Below are 26,339 nucleotides of genomic sequence, written 5' to 3' on the forward strand. Positions count from 1 at the left end.
GAGCGTGACACGCCATCTTTATCAGTAAAATCGGTATTATTTTTATCGATGGTTCAGAAAATCAGGATGGTCAGCATGAGGCGAATAACGTTCGATCTCGAGGATTTGCGCAGCTTCGTCACCGGCGTCGAGCTGGGCAGCTTCGCCAAGGCGGCTGAACGGCTGGGGCGTTCGACGTCGGCGGTCAGCGCTCACCTGAAAAAGCTGGAACAGCAGCTCGGCGCGCCGATCCTGCGCAAGGCCGGGCGCGGCATGGTGATGACCGAGGCGGGGGAAACGCTGCTCGGTTACGCGCGCCGCCTGCTGGAGCTCAATGACGAAGCCGCCGCCGCGGTGCGCGGGTTGGATTTGCAGGGCACGGTGCGGCTGGGGCTGCAGGAGGATTTCGGCGAGACGTTTCTGCCGCAGGTGTTGGGCAGCTTCGCGCGCGCCAATCCGAAGGTGCGCATCGAGGCGCGCATCGCGCGCAATGCCGAGCTGATCGACTGGGTGCTGAAAGGCCAACTGGATCTGTCGCTGGCGTGGGATGGCGGTTTGAGCACGCCGTTTCATCAGGCGCTGGGGCAGCGGCAGCTGCACTGGATCGCCTCGCCCGGCTTCGCGCTGGCGCCCTGGCGAGAAGGGGATGAGCCGTTGCCGTTGGTGATGTTTGACGCGCCTTGCCTGATGCGCAGCGCGGCGACGCAGGCGCTGGATCGCGCCGGCATACCCTGGCGCATCGCCTTTACCAGCCGCAGCCTGAACGGCGTGTGGGCGGCGGTGAGCGCCGGATTGGGCGTCACGGTGCGCACGGCGGCGGGTTTGCCGCCCGGCCTGGCGCCGCTGGCCCCCGATCTGCTGCCCGCTCTCGGCCAGCTCGGCGTGGTGCTGCACCGCGCCGAGGATCAGCCTTCGGCCGCCGTGCAGCGGCTGGCGCAGATCGTGGTCGAGCGGATCGAAACTTAATCTTGGGCGATCGGCTGCTTGCCGCTCAGCTGGCCCCATTCGCTCCAGGCGCCGTCATACAGCTTGACCTGCGGCGCGCCGAGCGACAGCAGGCCGAACGCCAGCACCGCCGCCGTCACGCCGGAGCCGCAGCTGGTGATGATCGGGCCGTTGATATCCACTCCCTTGTCGTTGAAGGTTTGGCGCAGCGCCTCCAGCGATTTGAAGCGGCCATTTTCCAGCAGCTCGCCGTACGGAATGTTGATGCTGCCGGGAATATGGCCGCGGTGCAGGCCGGGGCGCGGCTCCGGCGCTTCGGCATAAAAGCGCGGCGCGGCGCGCGCGTCGAGAATTTGCACCGGCGTGCCTAACGCCTGCTCCACTTGCCGCATATCCACCACCGCGTCGGCGTTGAACCGGGCGTTGAACGTCTGCGGCTCAGGCTGCGCCGGGCCGGTTGCCAGCGCCTGGCCCTGCGCGGTCCAGCCGTTCAGCCCTTCGTCCAGCACATAAACGCGCTCGGCGCCGAAATTGCGGAAAGTCCACCAGCCGCGCGGCGCGGAGAACTGGTTGCCCTCGTCGTAAATCACCAGGGTATCGCGTTCGCTGATGCCCAGCTTGCCCACCGCCGCGCCAAACTCCGCCGCCGTCGGCAGCATGTGCGGCAGCGCGGTGTTTTTGTCCGCCACCTCGTCGATATCGAAATAGACCGCGCCTGGGATATGGCCGCGTTCGAACTCGGCAAGCATATCTTTCTTCGGCGTCAGCCCCACCGGCGACATCCGGACGTCGATCACCACCAGATTTTCATCGTTGATATGTTGCGCAAGCCATTGAGGGGTCACCAGAAACGGAGAATTCATCGTATTGTTCGCCTGTTGTGAAAACGGATTTTCACTATACACCAGGCCGTGCCGGGATGGAGTATGATGTTCAGGCAACGGTATGGGCGGGAGACGGAAAACATGACGGATCGGGCGTTTGGCGGGGCCAAGATCGCGCTGCTGTGCGACGGCCGCCTGCTGGTTTACCAACGGGACGACAAGCCGGGCATTCCGTGGCCCGGGATGTGGGATCTGCCCGGCGGCGGGCGGGAAAACGGCGAGACGCCGCTGCAGTGCGTGCTGCGGGAAACGCAGGAAGAGTTCGGGGTGTTGCTCGCCGAACGCCAGGTTGTCTGGCAGCGGCGTTACGACGGTATTCAGCCCGGCTACCCGCCGACCTGGTTTATGGCCGGGGTGATCACCCCGGCGCAGATCGCCGCCATTCGCTTTGGCGATGAAGGGCAGCGCTGGCGAATGATGCCGGTAGAGCAGTTTATTCATCACCCGCAGGGCATCGGTCATCTGCGCCGCCGGGTGGCGGAGTATTGGCTTCAGTCCGCCTGAGGTTGCAGCACGCCGCTCGGCATCAGTGCCTGGATGGTGGCGCCGACCCGCTGCACCGCCTGTTCGATCTCCGCCGTCAGCTTCGGCGCATAGTTGATGCGCAGGCAGTTGCGGTATTTGCCGGCGGCGGAAAAGATGCTGCCGACGGCGATCTGCACGCCCTGCTGCTCGAGATGGCGGTTCAGCCGCAGGGTGTCGAACGCCTCGTCCAGTTCGATCCACAGCATAAAGCCGCCGCGCGGCCGGCTGACGCGGGTGCCGGCCGGGAAGTGTTTCAGGATAAGGTCGGTCATGCGGTCGCGGTTCTGCTGGTAGCGGGCGCGCATGCGCCGCAGGTGCTGCAGATAGTGCCCGCCGCGGATGAATTCGGCGATCGCCAGCTGCGGCTGGGTGGCGGTGGCGCCGGAGCCGATGAACTTCATGTGCAGCACCCGCTCCAGGTAGCGGCCGGGCGCGATCCAGCCCACCCGCAGCCCCGGCGCTAGCGTTTTGGAAAACGAGCTGCACAGCAGCACGCGGCCGTCTTCGTCGAACGACTTGATGGTGCGCGGCCGCGGGTAGTGATAGGCGATGTCGCCGTAGACGTCGTCCTCGATGATCGCCGCGTCGTGGCGCTGCGCCAGCGTCAGCAACCGCTGTTTGTGGGCGTCGGGCATGATGTAGCCCAGCGGATTGTTGCAGTTGGGCGTCAGCAAAATGGCTTTGATCGGCCATTGTTCCAGCGCCATTTCCAGCGCCGCCAGGCTGACGCCGGTGAGCGGATCGGTGGGGATTTCCAGCGCCTTGATGCCCAGGCCCTTCAGCGTCTGCATGGTGCCGTGGAAGCAGGGCGAATCGACCGCCACGATGTCGCCGGGTTGGCAAACGGCGCGCAGCCCGGCGGAGATCGCTTCCTGGCAGCCGGTGGTGATCAGCAACTGATCGGGGCCGATTTGGCAGCCGGAATCCAGCAGCAGGCGGGCGACCTGCTCGCGCAGCGCGGCCACGCCCTGAATGCTGTCGTAATACAGGCTGCGCAGATCGCCGTGGCGGGCGGCGTTGCGCAGGGCGACGATCAGCGGTTTCATCGTCGGCTCGGCGATATCCGGCATGCCGCGCCCCAGCTGGATCAGGCCCTCGCGCGGCCGGCTGCGCACCAGCTCCAGCACCTGCTCCCATTGCGAAATGTCCACCGGCCGCTGCACCGGCGCCGTCATGGCGGGCAGCTCGGCCTGCGCGCGCCGCGTATGCACGAAGTAGCCCGACTTCGGCCGCGCCTCCACCAGGCGCTGTTCTTCCAGCAGCCGGTAGGCTTGCTGCACCGTGCTGATGCTGACGCCGTGCTCCTGGCTCAGCGCGCGCACCGAAGGCAGGCGATGGCCGGCGGGATACAGCCCTTGCTGAATGCGTTGGCTGAGAATGGCGGCCAGAGTGGCGTAGCGTGTCATACAGAGGCCTCTTATCGGGATACAGGATTAAAAAACCGGTACAGATGCTTTCAAAGTAAACCATTCAGCGGTTTTTTTGGCGCAGCTGTATGAAAAAAATAGCGCCAGCGTGAATCTGTATTGTTTTTCTCCCGGCGAGCATGATGACTGCAACGCAAAAACAGCAGGGAGAATAACAACATGACACTGTTTGATGGCATGACGACGTGGCGACGGGTAGGCTGGTCACGCTGGCGTTGGTATTTGTTGCGCCGCAGTACGCGCAGAGAATTACTGCTGCTGAACGACAGGCAACTGGCGGATATCGGCCTGACGCGGGCGGATGCGCGGCGCGAAGGCGATAAACCGTTCTGGAGAGGGTAAGGAAAGCGAATGCTGAAATTATTGGGCAAAGCCTCATCGATCAACGTGCGCAAGGTATTGTGGACCTGCCAGGAGCTGGGGTTGCCGCTGGCGCGGGAGGACTGGGGCAGCGGCTTTCGCTCCACGCAGGAGCCGGCGTTTCTGGCGCTGAATCCCAACGGCCTGGTGCCGGTGCTGATCGACGGCGAGCGGGTGCTGTGGGAGTCGAACACCATCTGCCGCTACCTGGCCGGACGGGAAGGGCGCCGCGATCTGCTGCCGCAGGAACCCGGCGCGCGCGCGGCGGTGGAGATGTGGATGGACTGGCAGGCCACCGATCTGAACGGCGCCTGGCGCTATGTGTTCATGTCGCGGGTGCGCGGGCATGCGGATTATCAGGATGCCGCCAGCCTGGCCGCCGCCGAGCGTGAGTGGAATAGGCTGATGGGGCTGCTGGACAAGCATTTGGCGCAGCACGGCCCTTATGCCGCCGGCGCGGCCTTCACGCTGGCGGACGTGGTGCTGGGGCTGTCGCTGAATCGCTGGCTGATGACGCCGTTCGAGCGGCCGAATTATGCGGCGCTGGCGGCCTATCAGCAGCGCCTGCTGCAACGCCCTGGCTACGTGCAGCATGGCGCCAACGGTTTACCTTGATATGAAATAAACGGTTCATTTTATCTCGTCCGGATACGGCAAGCCGTATCCGGGCTTTCCCGTTGCATCATCCCGTCAATGTTTCATGAACGGCATCACGAATGTGAACTTTATTTTCCTTTTTTCTTGTTGTTGAAATTTAAGTTCCATATAAACCTGTTATCAGCCGGCGCGTTTCATTGAGCGCCGCCTGGTTCTACACAGGATTTCGATCACGGGAGAAAATGATGAAACAGGTACGCGTTGGGTTAATCGGCACCGGCTATATCGGGCGTTGTCACGCCATCGCCTATGCGCAGGCCGCCACGGTCTTTCCTCTGAAAGGGGAGCTGGTGCTGGAGATGCTGGCGGAAGTGACGCCCGAGCTGGCGGCGCAGCGCGCAACCGAGTTCGGCTTTGCGCGCTCGACCGGCGATTGGCGGCAGCTGGTGGCCGATCCGGCGATCGACGTGGTGGACATCTGCGCGCCCAACTTCTTGCACAAAGAGATGGCGCTGGAGGCGATCCGCCACGGCAAGCACGTGTATTCGGAAAAGCCGCTGGCGCTGGACGCCGCCGACGCGGCGGAGATGGTGCAGGCCGCCCGCGCCAAGGGCGTGAAAACGCTGGTCGGTTTCAACTACATGAAGAACCCGACCAGCCAGCTGGCGCGCGAGGTCATCGCCAACGGTGAAATCGGCGAGGTGGTGCATTTTTACGGCACCCACAATGAGGATTATCTGGCCGACCCGCGCACGCCGCTCGACTGGCACTGCCGCCGCGCCAGCGCCGGGCTGGGCGCGCTGGGGGATCTGGCGGCGCACATCGTCAACATGGCGCACTACCTGGTGGGCGACATCGTGGCGGTCTGTGGCGATATGCAAACGGTGATCAAACAGCGCCCGGACCCGCAAGACCCGGCGCGCCTGTTGCCGGTGGAAAACGAAGATCAGGCCGGCGCGCTGCTGCGCTTCGCCGGCGGGGCGATGGGCACTATCGAAACCTCGCGCATTGCCTGCGGGCGCAAGATGGGGCTGACCTATGTGGTCACCGGCACCAAGGGCACGCTGAGCTATACCCAGGAGCGGATGGCGGAGCTGAAGCTGTATCGGCACGATGAGCCGGCGGAGCGGCAGGGGTTCAAAACGCTGTTGGTAGGGCCGAAACACCCGGACTACGCGGCGTTCTGCATCAGCGCCGGGCACGGCATCGGCTTTAACGATCAGAAGACGGTGGAGATCCGCGATCTGGTCAACGGCATCGCCGCGGGCGATCGCATGTGGCCGGACTTTGAAGAAGGCTGGAAGGTGTCTTGCGTGCTGGATGCGATAGCCGCCTCCGCCGAGCAGCGGCGCTGGCTGGAGATCAACCGCGATTGAAAATGAAATGGCGCTCTTCCGTGGACAGCGCCATTAGTTTGCTATGGTGCTAACTTAATATCTTATTAAGCTAGTTACATAATAAGTTGTTTGCCTGGCAACTTAGAACGAGAAGCACGAACAGCCGAACGCGCCCCAGAAAGCGTTCTCATCCGACACCGGGATGCTGGAGCGGCGCGCGATGTCATGCTGGTGCGCGTGTACGCCGCACGGGCCGCAGCATTGGTGCGCCTGGCTCAGCACGCCGACTCTGGCCGCCGCCGACGGCGGCGCGGAACGGTAGTGGCCCGGCACCTGGGTGACCGGCGACCACTCCGGCAGCACCGGCAGCGGCGGCGGCGCCAGCGGCGAGAAGCTGCCGGCGGCGTAGACCACCTTGCCGTCCACCACCGTCATTACCGACTCAATGCCTTTGATCTGCTCTTCCGGCACGCTGAAATAGTCCTGCGACAGCACCGCCACATCCGCCAGTTGGCCGACCTTGATCTGGCCTTTCTTGCCCTGCTCGGTGGAGAACCAGGCGCTGCCTTGCGTCCACAGCATCAGCGCCGTTTCGCGATCCAGCCGGGCGCTGTCGTCGTACATCGCCATGCCGCCGACGGTGCGGCCGGAAACCAGCCAGTACAGCGCCGTCCACGGGTTGTAGCTGGCGACGCGGGTGGCGTCGGTGCCCAGCCCGACCGGCAGCTCGGCCGCCAGCATTTTCGCTACCGGCGGCGTGTGTTTGGTGGCTTCGATGCCGTAGCGGTCAGCGAAATATTCGCCCTGGAACGCCATGCGGTGCTGCACCGCAATGCCGCCGCCTAATGCCTTGACCCGTTCGATATTGCGCTCGGTAATGGTTTCGGCGTGGTCGAACAGCCAGTGCAGCCCGTTGAACGGAATGTCGCGGTTCACCTTCTCGAACACGTCCAGCATGCGGCTGATGGATTCGTCATAGGTGGCGTGCAGGCGGAACGGCCAGCGGTGCTCGACCAGATGGCGCACCACCCGCTCCAGCTCGTCTTCGGTGCCCGGCGGCAGGTCCGGGCGCGGCTGCAGGAAGTCTTCGAAGTCGGCGGCGGAGAACACCAGCATCTCGCCGGCACCGTTGTGGCGATAAAAGTCGGTGCCCTGGCCCGGCTTGAGCATGTCGGTCCACAGCTCGAAGTCTTCCAGCTCCTGCTTCGGCCGCTGGGTGAACAGGTTATAGGCGATGCGAATGGTCAGCTGCTTTTTCTCGTGCAGCTCGGCGATCACCTGATAATCCTCCGGGTAGTTCTGGAAGCCGCCGCCGGCGTCGATGGCGCTGGTGAGGCCCAGACGGTTCAGCTCGCGCATAAACTGGCGGGTGGAGTTGACCTGCTGCTCCAGCGGCAGCTTCGGCCCTTTCGCCAGCGTGGCGTACAGGATCATGGCGTTGGGCTTGGCGATCAGCATGCCGGTCGGGTTGCCGTTGGCGTCGCGCTGGATCTCGCCGCCCGGCGGGTTCGGCGTGTCTTTGGTGTAGCCGACCACCTTCAGCGCCGCGCGGTTGAGCAGCGCGCGATCGTAGAGGTGCAGAATGAACACCGGCGTGTCCGGCGCCGCCTGGTTGATTTCGTCCAGCGTCGGCATGCGGCGCTCGGCGAACTGGAATTCGGTCCAGCCGCCGACCACCCGCACCCACTGCGGGTTCGGCGTGCGCAGCGCCTGTTCTTTCAACATGCGCAGCGCGTCGGCCAGCGAAGGCACGCCTTCCCAGCGCAGCTCCAGGTTATAGTTCAGGCCGCCGCGGATCAGGTGCAGGTGCGAGTCGTTCAGGCCCGGAATGGCGGTGTGGCCGTGCAGGTCGATCACCTGGGTTTCCGGCCCGGCGTGCTGCATGACTTCGCCTTCGCTGCCGACCGCCAGAAACTTGCCGTCGCGGATGGCGACCGCCTGTGCGGTGGGATTTTGGCGATCGACAGTGTGAAACTTGCCGTTGGTGATGATCAATGAAGCGTGGTGGTTCATAACATTCTCCCGGCGAACCGCCTAGCGGCGGGTCAGCCATTGATGAAAAACGCGGGTCACGATAGGCATCCACAGGTACACCACCAGGGCGACCACGGTGGCGTCATTGAGAAAATGGCCGAGCAGCGTGCCGTTCAGCTGCGGCAGCGCCAGCCCCCAAAACCAGGGCACCAGATTGGTGGAAGGGAAGATCACCAGCAGGGTGATGATGAACTGCTTCCACTGGGGCGGCTGGCGCACGCCGGGGCTGGGCGGGGTAAACCAGAACTCCGCGCCGGGGCGGATCTCGATATGGTCGCTCTCCAGCAACAGCGGGGTGACTTCTTCGATGTATTGCTTGCGCAGCGGCGAGTGGATCCAGCGGTACAGATTGTCGAGGTTGTCGAAGCGGACCAGCACCGTATAGGCCTGCTCGTCGCCGGAAGGGCGAATCACGTTGACGCCCAAATGGCCGGTGAAGCCCGCGGCGTCCGGCATGATGCGGTTCAGCCAGGCCTCATAGGCCTGCTCGTTCCCCGGGGCCAAACGGTGGGTGATCACCAGCGTGACATGCTGCGGATGGGCCATAAAACCGACTCCTGAAAATACCCCGGCGCGGAGCCGGGGCAAGGGGAATTATTTCAGCGTGCGGGCCGGTGCGTGGTGCACCATGGTGTAAGCGTAGTCGACGCCCATGCCGTACGCGCCGCTGTGCTCGCGCACCAGCGCCATCACCGCGTCGTAGGTGCCTTTGCGCGCCCAGTCGCGCTGGTACTCCAGCAGCACCTGCTGCCAGGTCACCGGCACGGCGCCGGCCTGCACCATGCGATCGATCGAACGCTCATGCGCATCGACGGAGGTGCCGCCGGAGGTGTCGGTCACCACATACACTTCATAGCCGGCTTCCAGCGCCATCAGCGCCGGGAAGGTCAGGCACACTTCGGTCCACAGCGCGGAGATCACCAGCTTTTTGCGGCCGGTGGCTTCCACGGCTTTAACGAAGGCCGCGTCTTCCCAGGAGTTCATCGAGGTGCGTTCAATCGGGGTGATTTCAGGGTGTACCGCCAGCAGTTCCGGCCAGATATAGCCGCTGAAGCTTTCGGTTTCTACCGAGGTGAAAAGGGTTGGCACGTTGAAAATCTTGCCCGCCTTCGCCAAACCAACAACGTTGTTTTTCAGTTGCTGACGATCAATATTAGCCACGCCGAAGGCCATTTGCGGTTGATGGTCGATAAAAATCAGTGCGGAGTTGTCTTTATCAAGCAGTTGAAACTTGGACATAATTTACCTTCCCAGTGATATTTCGGTTGAACATCTGATGAGTGTAACGCCGATAAAACGCATGGTAGGCAGAGGGCGATTTCAAAGATACCGCAGAATTTTTGCCGACTTGTTGAGTTTTTTTATACACGGGAGAAAGCATGAGATTAAACCTGGAAGCGCTGCTGATTTTGGACGCGCTGGACCGGCACGGATCTTTCGCCGCCGCGGCCGCCGCACTGTTTAAAACCCCTTCGGCACTCAGCTATATGGTGCAAAAGCTGGAGAACGATCTCGACATCACCCTGCTGGACCGCTCCGGCCACCGGGCGAAGTTCACCGATACCGGCAAGCTGATGCTGGAAAAAGGGCGGGTGTTGCTGCGGGCGGCGCAGGATCTGGAGCAGCAGGCGCGCTACGTGGAGAACGGCTGGGAAAGCGAGATCACGCTCGGGATCGATGCCTCCTTCCCGTTTGCCCGCCTGTTGCCGCTGATCGACGAGTTCTATCGGCAGCATCATCATACCCGGCTGCGTTTCAGCCACGAGGTGCTGGCCGGCTCCTGGGAATCGCTGGTTTACGGCTGCGCCGACATTATCATCGGCGCCATCTGCGAGCCGCCGTCGCGGGTGGGTTATGCGTTCAGCCGGCTGGGGCAGTTGGATTACGTGTTCGCCGTCGCGCCACAGCATCCGCTGGCGGCGCTGCCGGAACCGTTGCCGAAAGATGAGATCCGTCAGCACCGGGCGGTGGTGGTGCGCGATACCTCGCGGGTCAACGCGCCGCAGAGCCTGAACCTGCTGGAAGAACAGGATACGCTGACGGTCTTCGGCTTCGACGCCAAGCTGCAGGCGCAGTTGGCCGGGCTGGGCTGCGGCTATCTACCGCGTTCTCTGGCGGAACCTTACCTGAACAGCGGCGAACTGGTGGCGAAACGCGTTGAATCTGAGCGCTGCAGCGACGTTGCCTATTTCGGCTGGCGGGAAAGCGCCAGCGGTCTGGCAGCCAAGTGGTGGCGCGAGCGGCTGCAGCGTTACGCGGATGACGGCGAGGCTTACCCGGCGGCGCAGTGATCGCCGTCATATAAGGATTAACAACCCAATAAGGATATAGGGAATGAAAAAGACACTAGGCCTGTTGGCGCTGTTGCTGTTAAGCGGCTGCGGCGCCGGGCGTCAGGCCGGCATCCCGTTGCCGGAGCCGCAGGCCGAGGCGCAGGCCACGGCGCCGCTCAGCTATCCGGTGCGGGTGCATAACGCGGTGAGCCGCGAGCTGCGTTTGCCTGAACGCGCGCGCGGCCAACGCTGCACCATCAGCATTCGGTTGCGGCCGGACGGCAAGCTGGCGAGCAGCAAGATCGTACGGGGTGACGCGCCACTGTGCGCGGCGGCGAGCGCGGCAGTGCAGTGCGCGCAGTTTCCGCCGATGGCCACCGCCACCGAGTACGCGCTGTTCAACGCCGTGGTGCTCGATTTCGTTCCCTGAAGGGAGGTAACGGACGGGCCGCCTGCGCGGCCCATTTTTTCGCTTTTACGCGTACGCAACCCGCTGAATTTTCACTTAGCTTTGCCATTTTCGTTATTTTGAATGCCGCTACGGCTCACGGATACTGGGAGAAAATCTCTTACCGCGAGCCCCAGCATGTCCTACGCCCACTATTTGCACCCCGAACAGCGCGAACGAATCAGGCAGCTTTATCGGCGCCGGCATTGGCGGCTGGAGCTGCCCACCTGGGGGATCATGGCGGCGGTGTACGGCGGCTGGTTCGGCGTGGCGCTGGGGTGGCAAACGCTGGGCCCGTGGCTTGGCGCGCCGCTGCTGATCCTGCTGACCACCTGGTACATGTCGTTGCAGCACGAGCTGATCCACGGCCATCCGACGCGCTGGCCGCGCGTCAATCAGCTGTTCGGCCTGTTGCCGCTGGCGGTGTGGTATCCCTACGGGCTGTATCGCGATTCGCATCTGCGCCACCATCGCAACGACCACCTGACCGATCCGCACGAAGATCCCGAAAGCTATTACTTCAGCGCCGCGCAGTGGCGGCGCTATCCCCGGCTGCTGCCGCTGCTGGCCGCCGTGCGCAATACGCTGATCGGCCGGGTGCTCCTTGGCCCGGCGCTGGATATCGCCGCGACCCTGGTCGGGGCGGTGAAAGCGCTTGCCGCCGGGGAGTGGCGCGTCTGGGCGAGGTGGTTGGTGCACCTGTCGCTGTTGGCGATGCTGCTCGACTGGCTGCAGGCGCAGGGTATCGGCGCGGCGTTTTACCTGCTGGCCATCAGCTACCCGGCGCTGGCGCTGACCAAGGTAAGATCGTTTTTTGAGCATCGCGCCGTGGACGCACCGCAGGCACGTTCTATTATTAATGAGGCGGGTTGGCCGTGGCGGCTGCTGTTTCTCAATCTGAACTATCATTTAGTGCATCACGATCTGCCCGGCCTGCCCTGGTATGGTTTGCGCGAAGTCTATCTGGCGGAGCGCGAGGCGTACCAGCGCCGCAGCCAGGGATTTGTCGCGCAAGGCTACGGCGAGTGGCTGCGCGATTACGCCCTGACGCCGATCGACGTCGGCGTGCATCCGTTGCGCGCCGGTGAACCGCAGGGGGAGGGCGATGCCCTGCCGACGGAAAAATTTATTGCGCGCTGGAAGCGCGTTTCTCAGGATTTTCCAACTTAACCGGCCCATGAGCCGGAAAACGTATAACCAGAGGAAAAGTATGGCAATCACCTTATCACGCGGACGTTCCTTTGCCGTCGCGCTGGCCCTGCTGGCCACCGGCGGTCTGGCGCAGGCGGCCGACTCGGTGCGCGTCGGCTCCAAGATCGACACCGAAGGTTCGCTGCTCGGCAACATCATCGTGCAGGTGCTGGAAGCCAACGGCATCCAGACCACCAACAAGCTGCAGCTCGGCACCACCAAGGTGCTGCGCGGCGCCATCACGTCCGGCGAGATCGACATCTACCCGGAATACACCGGCAACGGCGCGTTTTTCTTCTCCGATGAGAAAGATCCGGCGTGGAAGAACGCCCAGGCCGGTTTCGAGAAGGTGAAGCAACTCGACTACGACAAAAACAAAATCGTCTGGTTGGACGCGGCGCCGGCCAACAACACCTGGACCATCGCCATTCGCCAGGACGTGGCGGAGGCCAATCACCTGAAGACGCTGTCGGATCTCGGCAAGTGGATCAACGGCGGCGGCAAGTTCAAGCTGGCGGCCTCGGCGGAATTTATCGAGCGGCCGGATGCGCTGCCGGCGTTCCAGAATGCCTACGGCTTCAAGCTGAATCAGGATCAGCTGCTGTCCCTGGCCGGCGGCGATACGGCGGTGACCATCAAGGCGGCGGCGGAGCAGACCTCCGGCGTCAACGCGGCGATGGCCTACGGCACCGATGGCCCGGTGGCGGCGCTGGGGCTGCAGACGCTGGCTGATCCGAAAGGCGTACAGCCGATCTACGCGCCGGCGCCGATCGTGCGCGAAGCGGCCCTGAAGGCGCACGCCAATCTGCCTGAGCTGCTGAAGCCGGTGTTCGCCTCGCTGGACGGGCCGACGCTGCAAAAACTCAACGCGCAGATCGCCGTGGAAGGCCAGGACGCCAAACAGGTGGCGGCCGCTTACCTGAAAGAGAAAGGGTTTGTTAAGGGATAATGCCGAGGTGCCCCCTCTGCCGTCGGGAGAGGGGGTAAACCGAGGGAACCGGAGCGTTTCTTTGACTATCGCCGTAAAACATCGCGTCTTGTTGACGCTGTTCATGCTGTTGCTGCTGGCCGCGTTCGGCCTGCCGTTCCTCAGTTATGCCCCCAATCGCCTGTTGTCGGGCAAAAGCCTCTCCTTGTTATCCCTGCTGCACGGCCCGGCGCTGTGGCTGCTGTTGCCGCTGGCGGCATTGGCGATCCTCAGCCTGTTGCCGCCGACGCGGGGGCGGGCGCTGCTGGCGGCGCTGGCCGCCTGCGGGGTGCTGACGCTGGCCTTCTGGATCAGCGGGCAGGCCGCCGGGCGTCTGGCGCAGGAGGGATCGCGCCTGGCGCGCACCTCCTGGGGCAGCGGGTGCTGGCTGACGATGGCGCTGAGCCTGCTGATCGCCGCCGACGCCATGGCGCGCATCACCGCGTCGCACCTGTGGCGCATGTTGGGCAACGCGCTGGTGCTGGTGCCGCCGGCGCTGCTGCTGTTCGGGCATCAGCTCGATCAGCTGTCGCTGCTGAAGGAGTACCACAATCGCCAGGAGGTGTTTGACGCCGCGCTGCTGCAGCACCTGACCATTCTGCTGGCGACGATGGCGCCGGCGCTGGCGATCGGCGTGCCGCTCGGGGTGCTGTGTTTTCGCTCCGAGCGCTGGCAGCGGCCGATTTTCTCCGCGCTGAACATTATCCAGACCGTGCCGTCCATTGCGCTGTTCGGCCTGCTGATCGCGCCGTTGGCGGGGCTGGCGACGGCGGTGCCCTGGCTGGCGGAACACGGCGTCAGCGGCATCGGCATGGCGCCGGCGATCGTGGCGCTGGTGCTGTACGCGCTGTTGCCGCTGGTGCGCAGCGTGGTGGCGGGGCTGCAAAGCGTGCCGGCGGGGGTGATCGAATCCGCCACCGGCATGGGGCTGACGCGCGGGCAGATCTTCCTGCGCGTGCAGCTGCCGTTGGCGCTGCCGCTGTTCCTGACCGGCGTGCGCATTTTGGCGGTGCAAACCGTCGGCATGGCGGTGGTGGCGGCGCTGATCGGCGCCGGCGGCTTTGGCGCCATCGTCTTTCAGGGGCTGCTCAGCAGCGCGCTGGATCTGGTTCTGCTGGGGGTGATCCCGGTGGTCATGATGGCGGTCATCGTCGATTCGCTGTTTAAATTTTGGGTTTCAATCCTGGACGTATCGCGCCGATGATTCACTTTGAGCAAGTCAGCAAAATTTTTCAGGGCAAGCCGGCGGTAGACGATCTCACGCTGCACATCGCCGAGGGCGAATTCACCGTGTTGATCGGCACCTCGGGTTCCGGCAAGTCCACGACGTTAAAAATGATCAATCGCCTGATCGAGCACGATCGGGGCAAGATTCTCTTTGCCGGCGAAGAGATCCAGTCGTTCAAACCGCAGGATCTGCGGCGGCGCATGGGCTATGCGATCCAATCGATCGGCCTGTTTCCGCACTGGACGGTGGAGGAAAACATCGCCACCGTGCCACAGCTGCTGAAATGGCCGCGCGCGCGCATTCGCGATCGGGTAACCGAACTGCTGGAGCTGTTGCATCTGGAGCCGGATCTGTTTCGCCGTCGCTATCCGCATCAGCTGTCCGGCGGGCAGCAGCAACGGGTAGGGGTGGCGCGCGCGCTGGCCGCCGATCCCGAGGTGTTGCTGATGGACGAACCGTTCGGCGCGCTGGATCCGGTCACCCGCGCGGCGTTGCAGGCGGAGATCGCGCGCATCCATCAGCTCTCCGGCCGCACTATCGTGTTGGTGACGCACGACATCGACGAGGCGCTGGGCTTGGCGGATCGCCTGGTGCTGCTCGATCAGGGGCGGGTGGTGCAACAGGGCACGCCGCTGGCGCTGCTGACCGCGCCGGCCAATGACTTCGTGCGGGACTTCTTCGGGCGCAGCGATCGCGGCATCAAGCTGCTGTCGCTGGGAACGGTGGCGGAGCGAGTGCGGCCCGGCGCCGCCGAGGGCGAACCGATCGCCGCCGCCATGAGCCTGCGCGAGGCGCTGTCGGTGTTTGTGGCGCGCGGCAGCGACTGCCTGCCGGTGGTGGATGAACGGGGCGAAGCGTTGGGGGTCTTGCACTTCAACGATCTGATCGCCGGGCAGGCGCTGTCATGAGCGGGCGCATCTGGCGCCTGCTGCGCGATCCGCTGCCCTGGACGCTGGCGCTGCTGTTGGCGCTGGTGTTCGGCATGGATCATCTGCGCGGCCTGTTTGCCGCCTGGTTCCCCGATCTGGAGCGGCCCATTTATCAGCAGGACAGCTTTATCGCGCTGGTGGGGGCGCATCTGTCGCTGGTGGCAATCTCCAGCCTGATCGCGGTGGCTCTCGGCGTAGCGGCCGGCGTGGCGGTAACCCGGCGCAGCGGCCGGGAGTTTCGTTCGCTGGTGGAAACGGTGGTGGCGGTGGGGCAGACCTTCCCGCCGGTAGCGGTGCTGGCGGTAGCGGTGCCGGTGATGGGCTTCAGCGAACAGCCGGCGATCATTGCGCTGGTGCTGTACGGCCTGCTGCCGATCTTGCAGGGCACGCTGGCGGGCATCGAATCGGTGCCGCCCGCCACGCGCGAGATTGCCCGCGGCGTGGGGATGAGCGCCTGGCAAATTCTGTGGCGGGTCGAATTGCCGCTGGCGGCGCCGGTGATCGTCGCCGGGATCCGCACGTCGGTGATCATCAACATTGGCACGGCGGCCATCGCTTCCACCGTCGGTACCAAGACGCTCGGCTCGCCGATCATCATCGGTCTGAGCGGCTTTAACACCGCCTATGTGATCCAGGGCGCGGCGGTGGTGGCATTGTTGGCTATTATCACCGATATGCTGTTCGAACGTTGGGTGCGTTATCTCACCGCCTGGCGTCAGCAGACGCTGGCGACTACTCCGGCGGGGTAAGGGGGAAATGATGCAGGTGTCTCTACCGATGTACGGCGTTGGCCGGGAGCAGGCCGAATCTTTCTGGCAGGTATTGCGCGACAAGCTGCTGCGCCTGGGGCTGCCGGCGGCGCCGGAGCGGCTAAGCTGGCCGGACGATCTGGCGCAGCACTGGCGGCGCGACGATCTGCTGCTCAGCCAAACCTGCGGTTATCCGTTGGTCAGCACTCTGCCGCAGGTGCAGCTGATCGGCACCTACCATTATCGGGTTGAGGGGTGCGACGGGCCGAATTATCGCAGCTGGCTGGTGGTGCGCGCGGGCGACCCCGGCGAACGGCTGGCGGATTTTCGCGGCCGGACGGCGGCCTATAACAGCACCGATTCCCAATCCGGCTACAACGGCCTGCGCGCGCTGATCGCGCCGCTGGCGCAGGACGGGAAATTCTTTGGTGCGGCGATTGCCTCCGGCGCGCATTATCAGTCGCTGAAGCTGATCCGCAGCGGGCAGGCGGATATTGCCGCCATCGATGCGATCAGCATGGAACTGCTGCGCCGGGCGCAGCCGCAGGCGCTGGAGGGGCTGAAAATCATCGGCCGCACGGCGGCGGTGCCCGGTCTGCCGCTGATCACCGCGGCGGGTACGCCGCCGGAACAGGTGGAAATCCTGCGCGCCGGCGCCCGGGCGATGCTGGATGAGGCGGTCAGCGACCGCCTGCTGATCGGCGATTTCAGCCTGGTGCCGCGTTCGGCCTACCAGATTATCACCGTGCTGGAACAGCAGGCCGCCGCGCAGGGCGTGACGGCGCTCTAGCCGCCGTTACAGCAGGGCGTCGCCGTCGATGTCGATCGCGCTGCCGGTGACGAAGCCGTTCTCCATCGCCAGCAGGTAACCCGCCGCGCGTCGGCCTGCATCAGGCGCAGCGCGTCGTTTTTCTCCCCGGCGTGGGGAAGGCGGCTATGGCGCGGTGAGGAACTGCTCGAAGTGCCTGGTGCCCGCATCGCTCGCCGGTGTCGGAACGCGTCAGGCGGCTGCAGCGCTTTTTACAGCTGCGCTGCCAGCGCTGGCTGGACGATCACTTGGCCTGAAGGGTTTCGGTTTGCGCCGGCGTGGCGGCGGCATCCCCGGCAGGCGCGCTTTCTTCGTGCGGGGTGGTGGAACGGGTGTAGATGTTCAGCCCGGCGAGGAATACGCCGCCCAAAGAACCGAAGGCGCACAGGGCGATGACGATGACGAACGCTTTTTTCAGCATAGGAATAATTTCGCAGGTTGCTTGGAACAGCGGGAATTATAGCCCCTTCGCCGGGTGAAACAAGAATCGTTTTTAACGGCGGCCCGCAGACCGCCCTTTGCGATCGCTACCGTTCGCTGTCGATGGCCTGCACGCGGGCCGGGCGGGCGAACAGGTATTTTCCCAGCGTCACCAGCACCACTGCCGCCACGATGATCACCAGCGCCAGCCACTCGCGCGGCGCCAGCGATTCGCCGGCAAAGCCGATGCCGAGCAGCACCGCCACCACCGGGTTGACGTAGGCGTAGCTGGTGGCGACCGCCGGGCGCACGTTCTTCAACAAGAACATATAGGCGCTGATCGCCAGCATCGAGCCGAAGACGATCAGATAGCCCAGCGCCAGAAAGCCGCCGGTGCTCGGCATCTGAGTCAGACGCTCGCCGCTCAGCTGACTGGCTGCCAATAACACCACGCCGGCGACCAGCATTTCCGCCGCGCCGGCCATCGGCCCGGCCGGCAGCGAGATGCGCGATCCCAGTACCGACCCGAAGGCCCAGCTGGCCGACGCCAGCAAAATCAGCAGCGCGCCGGTCGGGTTGCCCACCAGGTTGGTGCCGGTATTAAGCAGCACGATGCCCACCAGACCGAGCGCGATGCCGGCCCATTCCAGTTTGGTGTTGCGCATCCCCCACAGCAGGCTGAAGCAGAGGGTGAACAGCGGCACCGTCGCCACCATCACCGCGGCGATGCCGGACGGCACGTGTTGGTGCTCCGCCACCGTCACCAGGCCGTTGCCCACCGCCAGCAGCAGAATGCCGATGGCGCCGGCGGCCAGCCACTGCTTCGGCGTCGGCAGCGCGTGGCCGCGCCAGGCCAGGAAACTGAACAGCACGATGCCGGCAGCCAGAAAGCGAATGCCGGCCATCATCAGCGGCGGCCACTGCGCGACGCCGAGGCGAATGACGAAATAGGTGGAACCCCAAACGATATATAACGTGAACAACGCCCCGATCAACGGCAGGACGCTACGGCTTTGTTGGCTAAGCATAGGGATATGTTTTTGCAGGGGTGATTATTATTAGAACGCTCAGTAAACCCGATCGGGCAACCGATAAGCAATGGCTTTCGGCATTATTTTTCCCGGCCGCCGCCCGCCGTTCAGCTGTCCCGCCGCTTCCACTGCAGCCAGCTGACGGCAGGCAGGTAAATCGACCAGCCGACGGCCAGCAGCAGCAGCATGAACTCCGGCGGCACGCCGGGCAGCAAGGCGTCCAGCTTCCAGGACACGGCGTAGGCAAAGGGGCCGACGGCGGCGCCCAGCACCGCCAGCGGCCAGGGGGCCGCTCTGACCACGTCCAGCAGCCAATACCACCAGCAGCCGAAGCCGATCCACAGCGCGATGGTCCAGAGCGGCAGGCCGTGTTGCCCGCTGTAGTGCAGCACGCCGCTGTAGCTCCACAGCCCATCCATGCCAATACCGCCCAGGGCGGCCAGGGCCGCGCCTTTGCGGCGGGCGGCCGGGGTAAAGATCAGCGCCAGCGCCGCGCCGGCCAGCAGGATGCCGTTGAGCCGATCGCGAGTCAGCAGCGCCAGCAGCCAGCAGACGCCCAGTCCCAGCGTCGCCAGCCAGAATCCGGCATGCGGCTTCTTCATCGTTCAACTCCCGTGGGGTTACTCTGCCGCTGCGCGCCAGGCGCCGGCGGATTTCTCAGAGCGGGCGCGAGGCCCGCTGTTGGTCTGAATATGCGTTAATTCAACCTTAGAAGGGAAGGTGCGGGATGCACAAGCAGAATAATCTGTACCGGTTGAAAACGTGGGCAAAAACCGGTGTTACAGGAGCGAAATCCGGTAGGCGCAGCGGCGCGAGCCGGCCAGAATGTGTTCGGCGCGCTCCACCTGCGCCTGCAGCACTTCGGTGAAGATGCTCAGCTCCGCCCGGCAGAAGCCCTGGCAGACGGTGGCGGCGGCGCAGATCGGGCAGTGGTTTTCCACCAGCAGATAGGAACCGTCTTCCTCCTGACGCCATTCGGCCATATAGCCTTCGCGGCAGCGGATTTCGGTCAGGCGCGCCACGCGCTCCTGCAGATCGGCGGCGCCGATCATCGCCTGCTTGTAGTTGATGCGGTTTTCCTGCTCGCGGGTCTCGATCAGCACGTCGAGCGCCTGTTCGCCCAGCTTGTCGCGCACGGTGCGCAGCAGCTGCACCGTCAGATCCGCATGGGTGTCGGGAAAGCGCGCGTTGCCGGCCGAGGTCAAATGCCACAGCTGCACCGGGCGGCCCACGCCGCGCGTTTCCGCCACCGCTTCGACCAGCCCCTCTTTCGCCAGCTTGACGAACTGCTGGCGGGCCGCCTCACCGGTGGTGCCGAGCACCTTTCCTGCGTCAGAAGCTTGCTGTGGGCCGCGGGTTTTCAATAGCGTCAGCAAGCGGTCACTGACCGATTGTGCGGTGCTGCCGCTATTTTCCAAGTTTATTCTTGACATATTTCTCCGCCTCGCCCTAACTTATTCCAAGATAACTCTTGTTAAATTTAACGCAATCTTATGACCAACTCAATGCCATTCCTCTGAAAACAGGACGACAACCGTGATAACCCATGACGATAGCCGCTGGAGCGACCTTTTCTCCGGCAAAAATGCGGCCAGTGCGATCGCGCTTTCGCTCGGCGTGGCGCTGCATGCCATCAATATTCTGGTCGCCACCACCATTCTGCCCTCGGTGGTGCAGGATATCGGCGGTCTGGATCTCTACGCCTGGAACACCACGCTGTTCGTGGTGGCGTCGATCCTCGGTTCCGCGCTGTCGGCCCGGCTGCTCAGCGGCTACGGCGCGCGCAGCGCCTATCTGGTGGCTTCGCTGTTCTTCATCGCCGGGGCGGCGCTGTGCGCGCTGGCGCCGAGCATGCCGGTGATGCTGATCGGCCGTACGGTGCAGGGCTTCGGCGGCGGGCTGATCTTTGCGCTCTCCTACGCGATGATCAACCTGGTGTTCGAGCAGCGATTGTGGCCGCGCGCCATGGCGCTCATCTCGGCGATGTGGGGCATCGCCACCCTGGTGGGGCCGGCGGTGGGCGGCATTTTCGCCGAGCTGAACGCCTGGCGTTGGGCCTTCGGCATTCTGCTGCCGATCATGGCGCTGTACGCCGCATTTACCTTCCTGATCCTGCCCAAGGGTAAAGCGCAGCAGGCGGCCGCGCCGTTGCCGACTGCGCAGCTGCTGTTGCTGACCGTGGCGGTGCTGGCGGTGTCCGCCGGCAGTCTGGCGCACAGCGCCTGGATCAACCTGGCGGGCATCGCGCTCTCGCTGGTGCTGATGGCCTGGCTGCTGAAGCGCGAAGCGCACTCGCGCGCCCGCCTGTTGCCGCACGGCGCGCTGCGGCGCGGCTCATCGCTGGCGGCGCTCTACATCACGACCGCGTTGCTGGTGATCGGCATGACCAGCGAGATCTTCGTGCCCTATTTTCTGCAGCTGCTGCACGGCCAGTCGCCGCTGATCTCCGGCTATATTGCCGCCGCCATGGCCGCCGGCTGGACGCTGTCCGAGATCCTCAGCTCCGGTTGGCGCGGGGCGGGCATTCGCCGGGCGATCGTCAGCGGACCGCTGTTTGTGCTGGTGGGGCTGCTGGCGCTGGCGATCCTGATGCCGGTGCCGTCCGGCGGCCACTGGCAGGCGCTGGCGCCGATCGTCATTGCGCTGTTGCTGGTGGGGTTCGGCATCGGCTTCGGCTGGCCGCACCTGCTGACGCGCATTTTGCAGGTGGCGCCCGAAGCGGACAAAGATATCGCCGGCGCTTCGATTACCACGGTGCAGCTGTTCGCCACCGCATTCGGTGCGGCGCTGGCCGGGATGATCGCCAATCTGGCGGGGCTGAACGATCCGGGCGGCGCGGCGGGCGCGGCGTCGGCGGCGCGCTGGCTGTTCCTGGCGTTCGCGCTGGCGCCGCTGCTGGCGGTATTCAGCGCCTGGCGCTGCGCGGCGATCGCGCCGCCGGGCGCCGAGACGGGCAATCTTGTACAAAACCCGCCCTCGCGCGAGTGCTAGAACGCTCCTCCTTCTTCGATAGTGTTTGCCGGTGATAGTGGCGTTCTTGCTGCGCAGTATGCTGGCGGTGGTGTTGCTGAGCATGCTGATATTCATCGCGCTGCGCGGCATTTTTTAAAATCCGCTTGCCATATCTCTAATTTGAGATTATTTCTCTTATATGGGATTTCAAGGCGAGTGTGAGCGATGGATAACGGTTTGGAGACTGCCGACCTGAGGTTGGCGCAGCGGCTGGCGGATTTGCGCCAGCAGCAGGGATGGTCGCTGGAAGAGTTGGCGCAGCGCACCGGCCTCAGCCGGGCGACGCTCTCGCGGGTGGAGCGCGCCGAAACCAGCCCGACGGCGTCGCTGCTGAACCGGCTGTGCGCCGCCTACGGGTTGACCATGTCGCGCCTGTTGAGCGAAATCGAAGACGAACCGCCGGAGCTGTTGCGGCCGCCGCAACAGCCGGTATGGGTCGATCGCGCCAGCGGTTTCCACCGTCGCTCCGTTTCTCCTCCCGCCGCGCTGTATAAGGCCGAGTTTATCGAAGCCCGGCTCGATGCCGGCGCGCAGATTGATTACGACCTGCCGTCGATACCGGCGCTGGAGCATCACCTCTGGCTGCTGTCCGGGCAACTGGAGCTGACGTTGGAAGGGCGCGTTTTCCGGCTGTCGCCCGGCGATTGCCTGCGCTACCGCCTGTTCGGCGCGTCCCGTTTCCATGTCCCCGGCGATGAGCCGGCCCATTACACGCTCGTTATCTGCAGGCCATAGCCATGATTGAATTGCAACAGTGGGGCGCCGACGCGGCGCAAAGCGCCGTGGCCGACTTGGCCGAGATGCTGCACGCCAGCGTGGCGCACGGCGCCAGCATCGGTTTTGTCATGCCCTTTACGGTGGAGCAGGCGCGGGCATTTTGGCAGGGGCTGCTGCCGGCCCTGGCGCGGGGAGAGCGTGCGATGCTGGTGGCGCTGGCGAACGGGCGGCCGGTCGGCACCGTGCAACTGCTGTTGGCGATGCCGGACAATGGCCGCCACCGGGCGGAAGTGGTCAAGCTGATGGTGCACCCGCAGGCGCGGCGGCAGGGCGTCGCGCGGCTGTTGATGCAGGAAGTGCAGGCGCTGGCGGTGCGTCATCGCCGCAGCCTGTTGGTGCTGGATACCCTGAGCGGCAGCGCGGCGCAGGGGTTGTACCGCCAATTGGGGTTCGAAGCGGCAGGTGACATCCCGCAATACGCCCGCGCCAGCGACGGCGGGGCGTTGGAAGCCACCTGCTATATGTACAAACTGCTGTGAGGTTTAGCGCCCGCGCCAGGCTTTGATCGCCTGTTGGCGCACCTGCAGCTTCTGCTGCGGCGTCAGCTTGTTGTAGTCGCGGGCCAGCCCGCTTTCCCAATCGCCGTACAGCGGGTTGGGCAGCACGATGAATTCGGTGCCGAACTTGTTCTGGTTCTCGCTGACGAACGCCCGGCGCTGCGCGTTGTCCTGGTGGTAAGTCGCGGCGCCGAAGTCGTTCAGGTTGTCGCCCGCGTACACCACGATGTCATAGCCGGCTTGTTTGATGGCGTCGAAGCGCGCCTGCTTATTGGAGGTGTCGGTGCTGAGCAGCACGGTCTTTTCCGACATGCCGGTGAAACCGAGCTTATGCATGTTGGCCACCGTGGCGGCGTATTCGCTCTGCTTGCGGTTCGATACGTAGAACATCGTCCCCTGATGGGTGTTAACGTAACGGGCAAACGACACCGCGCCCGGCACCGCGCCGGCCTGTTCGGCCTGCGTCCATTTGGCCCAGGTGGCGCCGTCGTACGGCTGGCCCTGCTGCGCCTGCCAACCGGAGTAGGCGCTGTTGTCCAGCATGGTTTCATCCAGATCGACCACCACCGCCTTTTTACGGCCCGGTGCGGCCCTGGCCTGATCGAAGGCGCGCTGCGCGCTGTTGAACGCCTGATGCGCCAGCGCCTGGTATTCGCCGGACTGTTGGAACCAGTTCACCGCCAGCACCGACTGATCCGCCAGCCGCTGCTGGGCCTGCGCGTCGGTGTGCGGCGGCTGCGCGCAACCGGCCAACGTCAGCAGCGCGACGCCAATCGCCGCGCCGAGGGTGAGTGTCCTTGCCTGTTTTCCTGCCATTGTTATCTCTCTCGGTTTTATTCTTGTGGGCTGTCCAGCAGCATATCCATCTCGAACTGGCGCAGGGGATCCTGCCGCCAGCCAAGATGCGTAAAGAAGGGGGCGGCCACCTCGGGCACAACGACGTTGGCAGTCAGCGGCAAAGGGGCGAACCGTGTTTGCAGGGCGGCCAGCAAGGCGCGCGCATGCCCCTGGCCGCGGTGCTGCGGCGGCACGTAGATCAGGCGCAGCCAGCAGTGCTCGGCGCCGGGCATCACCACGGCGTAGGCTTGGCGTTCGAGGGTATAAGCGCGAGGGTTGCCCGGCAGTTTGAACAGCGATTCGGGGGCGATCAGCCAGGGCAGGTCGGTGGCGCCTTCCGCCGTCAGGCGATGGCTGACGGTCAGCGGATCGACCGCCTGCAGTTCCGCCGTGCCTGGCGGCGCTTCCGCCGGCGCCTGATGGCCGGTCAGGGTGCGCACGATGCGCAGCCCGGCGCGATGGTACAGCGCCAGCGCGGCGTCGTTGCCTTCGATCACTTCCAGCGACAGCCGCCGGTCGCCGCGGTGGCGGGCGTCTGCCACCAGCCGCTGCATCAGCGTCTTACCCAGGCCCTGGCCGCGCATCTCCGGGCGCACGGAAAAGGCTGCGACCCGGCTGTGCCGGCCGCGGCGGGCGATCAGCGCCACCGCCACCGGTTCATGGCGATGGGTGACGATCAGGCTGTCGTTCAGGCTGAGATCTTCGGCACCGAAGCGGGCGGCGAAGGTCGGCCCGTCGACAACGAAGCGCACCATGTAGTTTTCAAAGCAGTGGCTGAGGATGTTCGCCAGTTCGTCGCTGCTGTAGCGCAGGGCGTTGTGGAAGTCGAAGCGTCCGTCGTTATGCATGGCTGATTTCGCTCGGGGAGAAAGCTATACATGTAGACCCGTTTGTTTTGCAAGGCAAGCGGGGGCATTCGTTGGCGGGAAAATAAAAACAAAAAAGCCGGACGCAGCCGCCCGGCGAAATAAAACTCTGGGTATCAAGTGACGCTAAAGTTTGCAGTGGTGGTTATTCATTCATCACATCAGAACTGGTAGGTCAGGGCGACAACAACCACGTCGTCGTTTTTCAGACCCAGCTTGTTGTCGTCATCGAGCTGGTTGATTTTATATTCGACATAAGTGGACATGTTTTTGTTGAAGTAATAGGTTGCCGCCACGTCGAAATATTTCACCAGATCGACGTCGCCGATGCCTTCAATATCTTTGCCTTTCTGCTGAACGTAACCCAGCGATGGGCGCAGACCGAAGTCGAACTGATATTGTGCGACCAATTCAATCCCTTCCGCTTTATTGGCGAAGCCGCTAACGGAAGTGGCGTTGTTATTGATGGTGGCGGTGCCGGAAATAGGCGCGATATTGCGGCTCTGCGAATAAGTCGCGGCCAGGTAGACGTTGTTGTTGTCGTATTTCAGACCACCGGCCCAGATATCGGCCTTGTCGCCTTTACCGAAGGTGCCCGCTTTTTGCGTGGTGGTGCGGTTGGAAGAGGCATAGGCGGCGCCCACGCTCAGGCCGTCGATGATTTCGTAGCTGGAGGAGAGGCCCCAGCCGTCGCCGTTCGCCTTGCTGGCGGAGCGGCCGTCGTTTTCGTTCTTGCCCTGGTACTGCACGGCAAATTTCAGGCCGTCGACCAGTCCGAAGAAGTTGTTATTGCGGTAGGTGGCGACGCCGTTGGTACGGCCGTTCATAAAGTTGTCGGTCTTGATGTAAGCATCGTCGCCGAATTCAGGGATCATATCCGTCCAGGCGCCGACGTCGTAAATGATGCCGTAGTTGCGGCCGTAGTCGAAGGAACCGAGATCCTTATATTTCAGACCGGCGAAGCCCAGACGCGTTTTGGTGTCTTTAGTGCCGTCGGATTCCGTGTGGTTGGCGGCGATCTGATATTCCCACTGGCCGTAGCCGGTCAGCATATCGTTAATCTGAGTCGCGCCTTTAAAGCCGATACGCACGTAGGTTTTATCACCGTCGTTGCCGGCATCATCGGAGAAATAATGCAGGGCCTTTACACGACCGTAAAAATCGAGTTTGTTGCCGTCTTTATTGTAGATTTCTGCTGCCTGTGCCGCTTGCGCAAGTAAAAGTGCCGGAATAATAACGGCCAGAAGATTACGTTTCATGGGTTACCCTGCTTTATTCGATTGAAAGACGCTTATCATCAGTTGCATTGCTGTTTTACTGTGCCGCCTGATTGTTGGCGGCGGAGAATTTTTACCGTAGTAATGTGATCTATTTATGACAAAAAATTCATTTTCATGTCGAACGATTAAAAAAGTCGCGTAAAGAGTGAATTTTTTCTTCGGCCGACGGTCGGCGGCTGGTCTACAGTTATCGATACCTTGTTCCGCTGCGGGAGGAATCATGCACGATACTTATACTTTGTTCGGCACGCAGGGCTGCGGCTCGACGATCGTGGCCGCCGCGTTGGTGTTGACCGCTTTCCCCTGGGGCTATGAGGAGGTGGACTACACGCAGGACGGCCCGGAGCGCGATCGCCTGCTGGCGCTGAACCCGTTGGGCCAGGTGCCCACCTTAGTGTTGCCCAATGACGAAGTGATGACGGAGAGTGCGGCGATCATTCTGCTGCTGCACGATCGCGCGCCGCACGCCGAACTGGCGCCGCCCGGCGGCTCGCCGCTGTTGCCGCGTTTTTTGCGCTGGCTGCTGTTCATCAACGCGGAGATTTACCCCACCTTCACCTATGCCGACCATCCGCAGCGCTGGCAGCCGCAGGCGGCGGGGGCGGAACAGCTGAAAAACGCGGTAATGGCTTATCGCGAGCGTTTATTGCAGCAGCTGAACGCCGCCGCCGGCGCAGCGGGCCCGTGGTTTCTCGGCAAGAGCTTCAGCGCGTTGGATCTGTACGTGGCGGTGATGTGCCACTGGCGGCCGGGCCGCGCGTGGTTCCGGCAACACTGTCCGCGGCTGTACGCCATCGCTGAACGGGTGGAACAGCGGCCGGCGCTGAATGCGCTGCTGAGCGCGCAGTTCGACGGCGTTGCCCCGCTGGAATCGTGATGCCTCCCCGCCGCCCGGCGGGGAACCCTCCCGTTTTTCTGAACCGAGACTGCCGAAAATC

29 protein-coding genes and 1 pseudogene are annotated in these 26,339 nt (G+C 63.8%); 17 read left to right on the top strand and 13 right to left on the bottom strand.

Going from position 1 to position 26,339, the window contains the following annotated elements; all coding sequences use genetic code 11:
• Positions 1-75 precede the first annotated feature (75 nt).
• Positions 76-945, top strand: coding sequence for a LysR substrate-binding domain-containing protein (locus ACJ8HH_RS02805; protein WP_033646956.1), 870 nt, complete (start codon positions 76-78; stop codon positions 943-945).
• Here the strand turns inward: ACJ8HH_RS02805 and sseA are convergent.
• On the bottom strand, positions 942-1,787 hold the full coding sequence (sseA, locus tag ACJ8HH_RS02810; protein ID WP_048321367.1) for a 3-mercaptopyruvate sulfurtransferase: 846 nt from the start codon (positions 1,785-1,787) through the stop codon (positions 942-944). The two genes, ACJ8HH_RS02805 and sseA, sit on opposite strands and share 4 nt — an antisense overlap.
• 102 nt (positions 1,788-1,889) lie before the next feature.
• Here sseA and ACJ8HH_RS02815 point away from each other — a divergent pair, with 102 nt between their 5' ends.
• A complete protein-coding gene (locus ACJ8HH_RS02815) occupies positions 1,890-2,312 on the top strand; it encodes an NUDIX hydrolase (RefSeq protein WP_033646950.1) in 423 nt (140 codons plus the stop codon).
• Here ACJ8HH_RS02815 and ACJ8HH_RS02820 read toward each other — a convergent pair.
• Positions 2,300-3,739, bottom strand: a complete 1,440-nt coding sequence (locus ACJ8HH_RS02820) for an aminotransferase-like domain-containing protein (RefSeq protein ID WP_033646949.1) — start codon at positions 3,737-3,739, stop codon at positions 2,300-2,302. The two genes, ACJ8HH_RS02815 and ACJ8HH_RS02820, sit on opposite strands and share 13 nt — an antisense overlap.
• Positions 3,740-3,919: 180 nt before the next feature.
• On the opposite strand from ACJ8HH_RS02820, the gene ACJ8HH_RS02825 reads away from it, so the two are divergent.
• From ACJ8HH_RS02825 to ACJ8HH_RS02835, 3 genes are all read left to right on the top strand, one after another.
• The gene (locus tag ACJ8HH_RS02825; RefSeq protein ID WP_033646947.1) at positions 3,920-4,102 is read left to right on the top strand and encodes a DUF1127 domain-containing protein; all 183 of its coding nucleotides are present in this window, start codon (positions 3,920-3,922) and stop codon (positions 4,100-4,102) included.
• A gap of 9 nt (positions 4,103-4,111) precedes the next feature.
• Complete coding sequence (locus ACJ8HH_RS02830; protein ID WP_033646945.1) at positions 4,112-4,735, top strand: glutathione S-transferase family protein; 624 nt, start codon at positions 4,112-4,114, stop codon at positions 4,733-4,735.
• A 227-nt stretch (positions 4,736-4,962) separates the two neighbouring features.
• A complete protein-coding gene (locus ACJ8HH_RS02835; RefSeq protein ID WP_033646944.1) occupies positions 4,963-6,093 on the top strand; it encodes a Gfo/Idh/MocA family protein in 1,131 nt (376 codons plus the stop codon).
• Positions 6,094-6,195: 102 nt separating this feature from the next.
• Here ACJ8HH_RS02835 and ACJ8HH_RS02840 read toward each other — a convergent pair whose 3' ends face one another.
• The 3 genes from ACJ8HH_RS02840 to ACJ8HH_RS02850 are packed head-to-tail and all read right to left on the bottom strand — an operon-like array spanning position 6,196 to position 9,327.
• Positions 6,196-8,067 (bottom strand): amidohydrolase, encoded by a 1,872-nt coding sequence (locus ACJ8HH_RS02840; protein WP_033646937.1) that lies wholly within the window; start codon positions 8,065-8,067, stop codon positions 6,196-6,198.
• A gap of 21 nt (positions 8,068-8,088) precedes the next feature.
• Positions 8,089-8,634: an antibiotic biosynthesis monooxygenase gene (locus ACJ8HH_RS02845; protein WP_033637617.1), complete on the bottom strand. Its 546-nt coding sequence runs from the start codon at positions 8,632-8,634 to the stop codon at positions 8,089-8,091.
• 48 nt (positions 8,635-8,682) lie between these two features.
• Positions 8,683-9,327, bottom strand: a complete 645-nt coding sequence (locus ACJ8HH_RS02850; protein ID WP_060445651.1) for a hydrolase — start codon at positions 9,325-9,327, stop codon at positions 8,683-8,685.
• A gap of 140 nt (positions 9,328-9,467) precedes the next feature.
• Between ACJ8HH_RS02850 and ACJ8HH_RS02855 the strand changes: the two genes are divergently transcribed.
• The 8 genes from ACJ8HH_RS02855 (at position 9,468) to ACJ8HH_RS02890 (ending at position 16,663) form a co-directional block, all read left to right on the top strand.
• Positions 9,468-10,379, top strand: a complete 912-nt coding sequence (locus tag ACJ8HH_RS02855; protein ID WP_033646934.1) for a LysR substrate-binding domain-containing protein — start codon at positions 9,468-9,470, stop codon at positions 10,377-10,379.
• A gap of 43 nt (positions 10,380-10,422) precedes the next feature.
• Positions 10,423-10,791 carry a cell envelope integrity protein TolA gene (locus tag ACJ8HH_RS02860; protein WP_043146956.1) on the top strand — a complete coding sequence of 123 codons (369 nt, stop codon included), beginning with the start codon at positions 10,423-10,425 and terminating at the stop codon, positions 10,789-10,791.
• Positions 10,792-10,947: 156 nt separating this feature from the next.
• Positions 10,948-11,979 carry a fatty acid desaturase gene (locus ACJ8HH_RS02865; RefSeq protein ID WP_060451410.1) on the top strand — a complete coding sequence of 344 codons (1,032 nt, stop codon included), beginning with the start codon at positions 10,948-10,950 and terminating at the stop codon, positions 11,977-11,979.
• Between the two features lie 40 nt (positions 11,980-12,019).
• Entirely contained in the window at positions 12,020-12,949 is a 930-nt protein-coding gene (osmF, locus tag ACJ8HH_RS02870) for a glycine betaine ABC transporter substrate-binding protein OsmF (RefSeq protein ID WP_033637621.1), read from the top strand.
• Between the two features lie 61 nt (positions 12,950-13,010).
• The gene (locus tag ACJ8HH_RS02875) at positions 13,011-14,171 is read left to right on the top strand and encodes an ABC transporter permease (protein ID WP_043146959.1); all 1,161 of its coding nucleotides are present in this window, start codon (positions 13,011-13,013) and stop codon (positions 14,169-14,171) included.
• A complete protein-coding gene (locus tag ACJ8HH_RS02880; RefSeq protein WP_033637623.1) occupies positions 14,168-15,103 on the top strand; it encodes an ABC transporter ATP-binding protein in 936 nt (311 codons plus the stop codon). The genes ACJ8HH_RS02875 and ACJ8HH_RS02880 overlap by 4 nt, the downstream gene beginning before the upstream one ends.
• Entirely contained in the window at positions 15,100-15,873 is a 774-nt protein-coding gene (locus ACJ8HH_RS02885) for an ABC transporter permease (protein ID WP_033637624.1), read from the top strand. The genes ACJ8HH_RS02880 and ACJ8HH_RS02885 overlap by 4 nt, the downstream gene beginning before the upstream one ends.
• 28 nt (positions 15,874-15,901) lie before the next feature.
• Positions 15,902-16,663, top strand: coding sequence for a phosphate/phosphite/phosphonate ABC transporter substrate-binding protein (locus ACJ8HH_RS02890; protein WP_077791439.1), 762 nt, complete (start codon positions 15,902-15,904; stop codon positions 16,661-16,663).
• Positions 16,664-16,669: 6 nt separating this feature from the next.
• On the opposite strand, the pseudogene ACJ8HH_RS02895 reads toward ACJ8HH_RS02890, so the two are convergent.
• From ACJ8HH_RS02895 to ACJ8HH_RS02915, 5 genes and pseudogenes are all read right to left on the bottom strand, one after another.
• Positions 16,670-16,750: pseudogene (locus ACJ8HH_RS02895) on the bottom strand (SDR family oxidoreductase); the annotation flags it as partial.
• Between the two features lie 175 nt (positions 16,751-16,925).
• The gene (locus ACJ8HH_RS02900) at positions 16,926-17,102 is read right to left on the bottom strand and encodes a hypothetical protein (RefSeq protein WP_016928550.1); all 177 of its coding nucleotides are present in this window, start codon (positions 17,100-17,102) and stop codon (positions 16,926-16,928) included.
• 106 nt (positions 17,103-17,208) lie between these two features.
• Complete coding sequence (gene yedA, locus ACJ8HH_RS02905; RefSeq protein ID WP_060451411.1) at positions 17,209-18,129, bottom strand: drug/metabolite exporter YedA; 921 nt, start codon at positions 18,127-18,129, stop codon at positions 17,209-17,211.
• A 110-nt stretch (positions 18,130-18,239) separates the two neighbouring features.
• Positions 18,240-18,734 (bottom strand): DUF2878 domain-containing protein, encoded by a 495-nt coding sequence (locus ACJ8HH_RS02910; RefSeq protein WP_033637629.1) that lies wholly within the window; start codon positions 18,732-18,734, stop codon positions 18,240-18,242.
• 177 nt (positions 18,735-18,911) lie between these two features.
• Positions 18,912-19,565: a helix-turn-helix transcriptional regulator gene (locus ACJ8HH_RS02915; protein WP_033653420.1), complete on the bottom strand. Its 654-nt coding sequence runs from the start codon at positions 19,563-19,565 to the stop codon at positions 18,912-18,914.
• A 103-nt stretch (positions 19,566-19,668) separates the two neighbouring features.
• On the opposite strand from ACJ8HH_RS02915, the gene ACJ8HH_RS02920 reads away from it, so the two are divergent.
• The 3 genes from ACJ8HH_RS02920 to ACJ8HH_RS02930 all read left to right on the top strand — a co-directional run bounded on the left by ACJ8HH_RS02920 (position 19,669) and on the right by ACJ8HH_RS02930 (position 22,400).
• Positions 19,669-21,123 (top strand): MFS transporter, encoded by a 1,455-nt coding sequence (locus tag ACJ8HH_RS02920; RefSeq protein ID WP_033646916.1) that lies wholly within the window; start codon positions 19,669-19,671, stop codon positions 21,121-21,123.
• A 186-nt stretch (positions 21,124-21,309) separates the two neighbouring features.
• Positions 21,310-21,879 carry a helix-turn-helix domain-containing protein gene (locus ACJ8HH_RS02925; RefSeq protein ID WP_033646915.1) on the top strand — a complete coding sequence of 190 codons (570 nt, stop codon included), beginning with the start codon at positions 21,310-21,312 and terminating at the stop codon, positions 21,877-21,879.
• 2 nt (positions 21,880-21,881) lie between these two features.
• Positions 21,882-22,400: a GNAT family N-acetyltransferase gene (locus ACJ8HH_RS02930; protein ID WP_060451412.1), complete on the top strand. Its 519-nt coding sequence runs from the start codon at positions 21,882-21,884 to the stop codon at positions 22,398-22,400.
• 3 nt (positions 22,401-22,403) lie between these two features.
• Here the strand turns inward: ACJ8HH_RS02930 and ACJ8HH_RS02935 are convergent, their stop codons facing one another.
• The 3 genes from ACJ8HH_RS02935 to ompC all read right to left on the bottom strand — a co-directional run bounded on the left by ACJ8HH_RS02935 (position 22,404) and on the right by ompC (position 25,380).
• Positions 22,404-23,234 (bottom strand): 5'-nucleotidase, lipoprotein e(P4) family, encoded by an 831-nt coding sequence (locus ACJ8HH_RS02935; protein ID WP_060451413.1) that lies wholly within the window; start codon positions 23,232-23,234, stop codon positions 22,404-22,406.
• A 17-nt stretch (positions 23,235-23,251) separates the two neighbouring features.
• Positions 23,252-24,103 (bottom strand): GNAT family N-acetyltransferase, encoded by an 852-nt coding sequence (locus ACJ8HH_RS02940; protein WP_060451414.1) that lies wholly within the window; start codon positions 24,101-24,103, stop codon positions 23,252-23,254.
• Between the two features lie 179 nt (positions 24,104-24,282).
• Positions 24,283-25,380, bottom strand: a complete 1,098-nt coding sequence (gene ompC, locus ACJ8HH_RS02945; protein ID WP_033646909.1) for a porin OmpC — start codon at positions 25,378-25,380, stop codon at positions 24,283-24,285.
• Between the two features lie 241 nt (positions 25,381-25,621).
• On the opposite strand from ompC, the gene ACJ8HH_RS02950 reads away from it, so the two are divergent.
• Complete coding sequence (locus ACJ8HH_RS02950; protein WP_060387445.1) at positions 25,622-26,278, top strand: glutathione S-transferase family protein; 657 nt, start codon at positions 25,622-25,624, stop codon at positions 26,276-26,278.
• Positions 26,279-26,339: the final 61 nt, after the last annotated feature.

The organism is Serratia sp. CY32780 (assembly GCF_052169135.1).
Lineage (GTDB): Bacteria > Pseudomonadota > Gammaproteobacteria > Enterobacterales > Enterobacteriaceae > Serratia > Serratia sarumanii.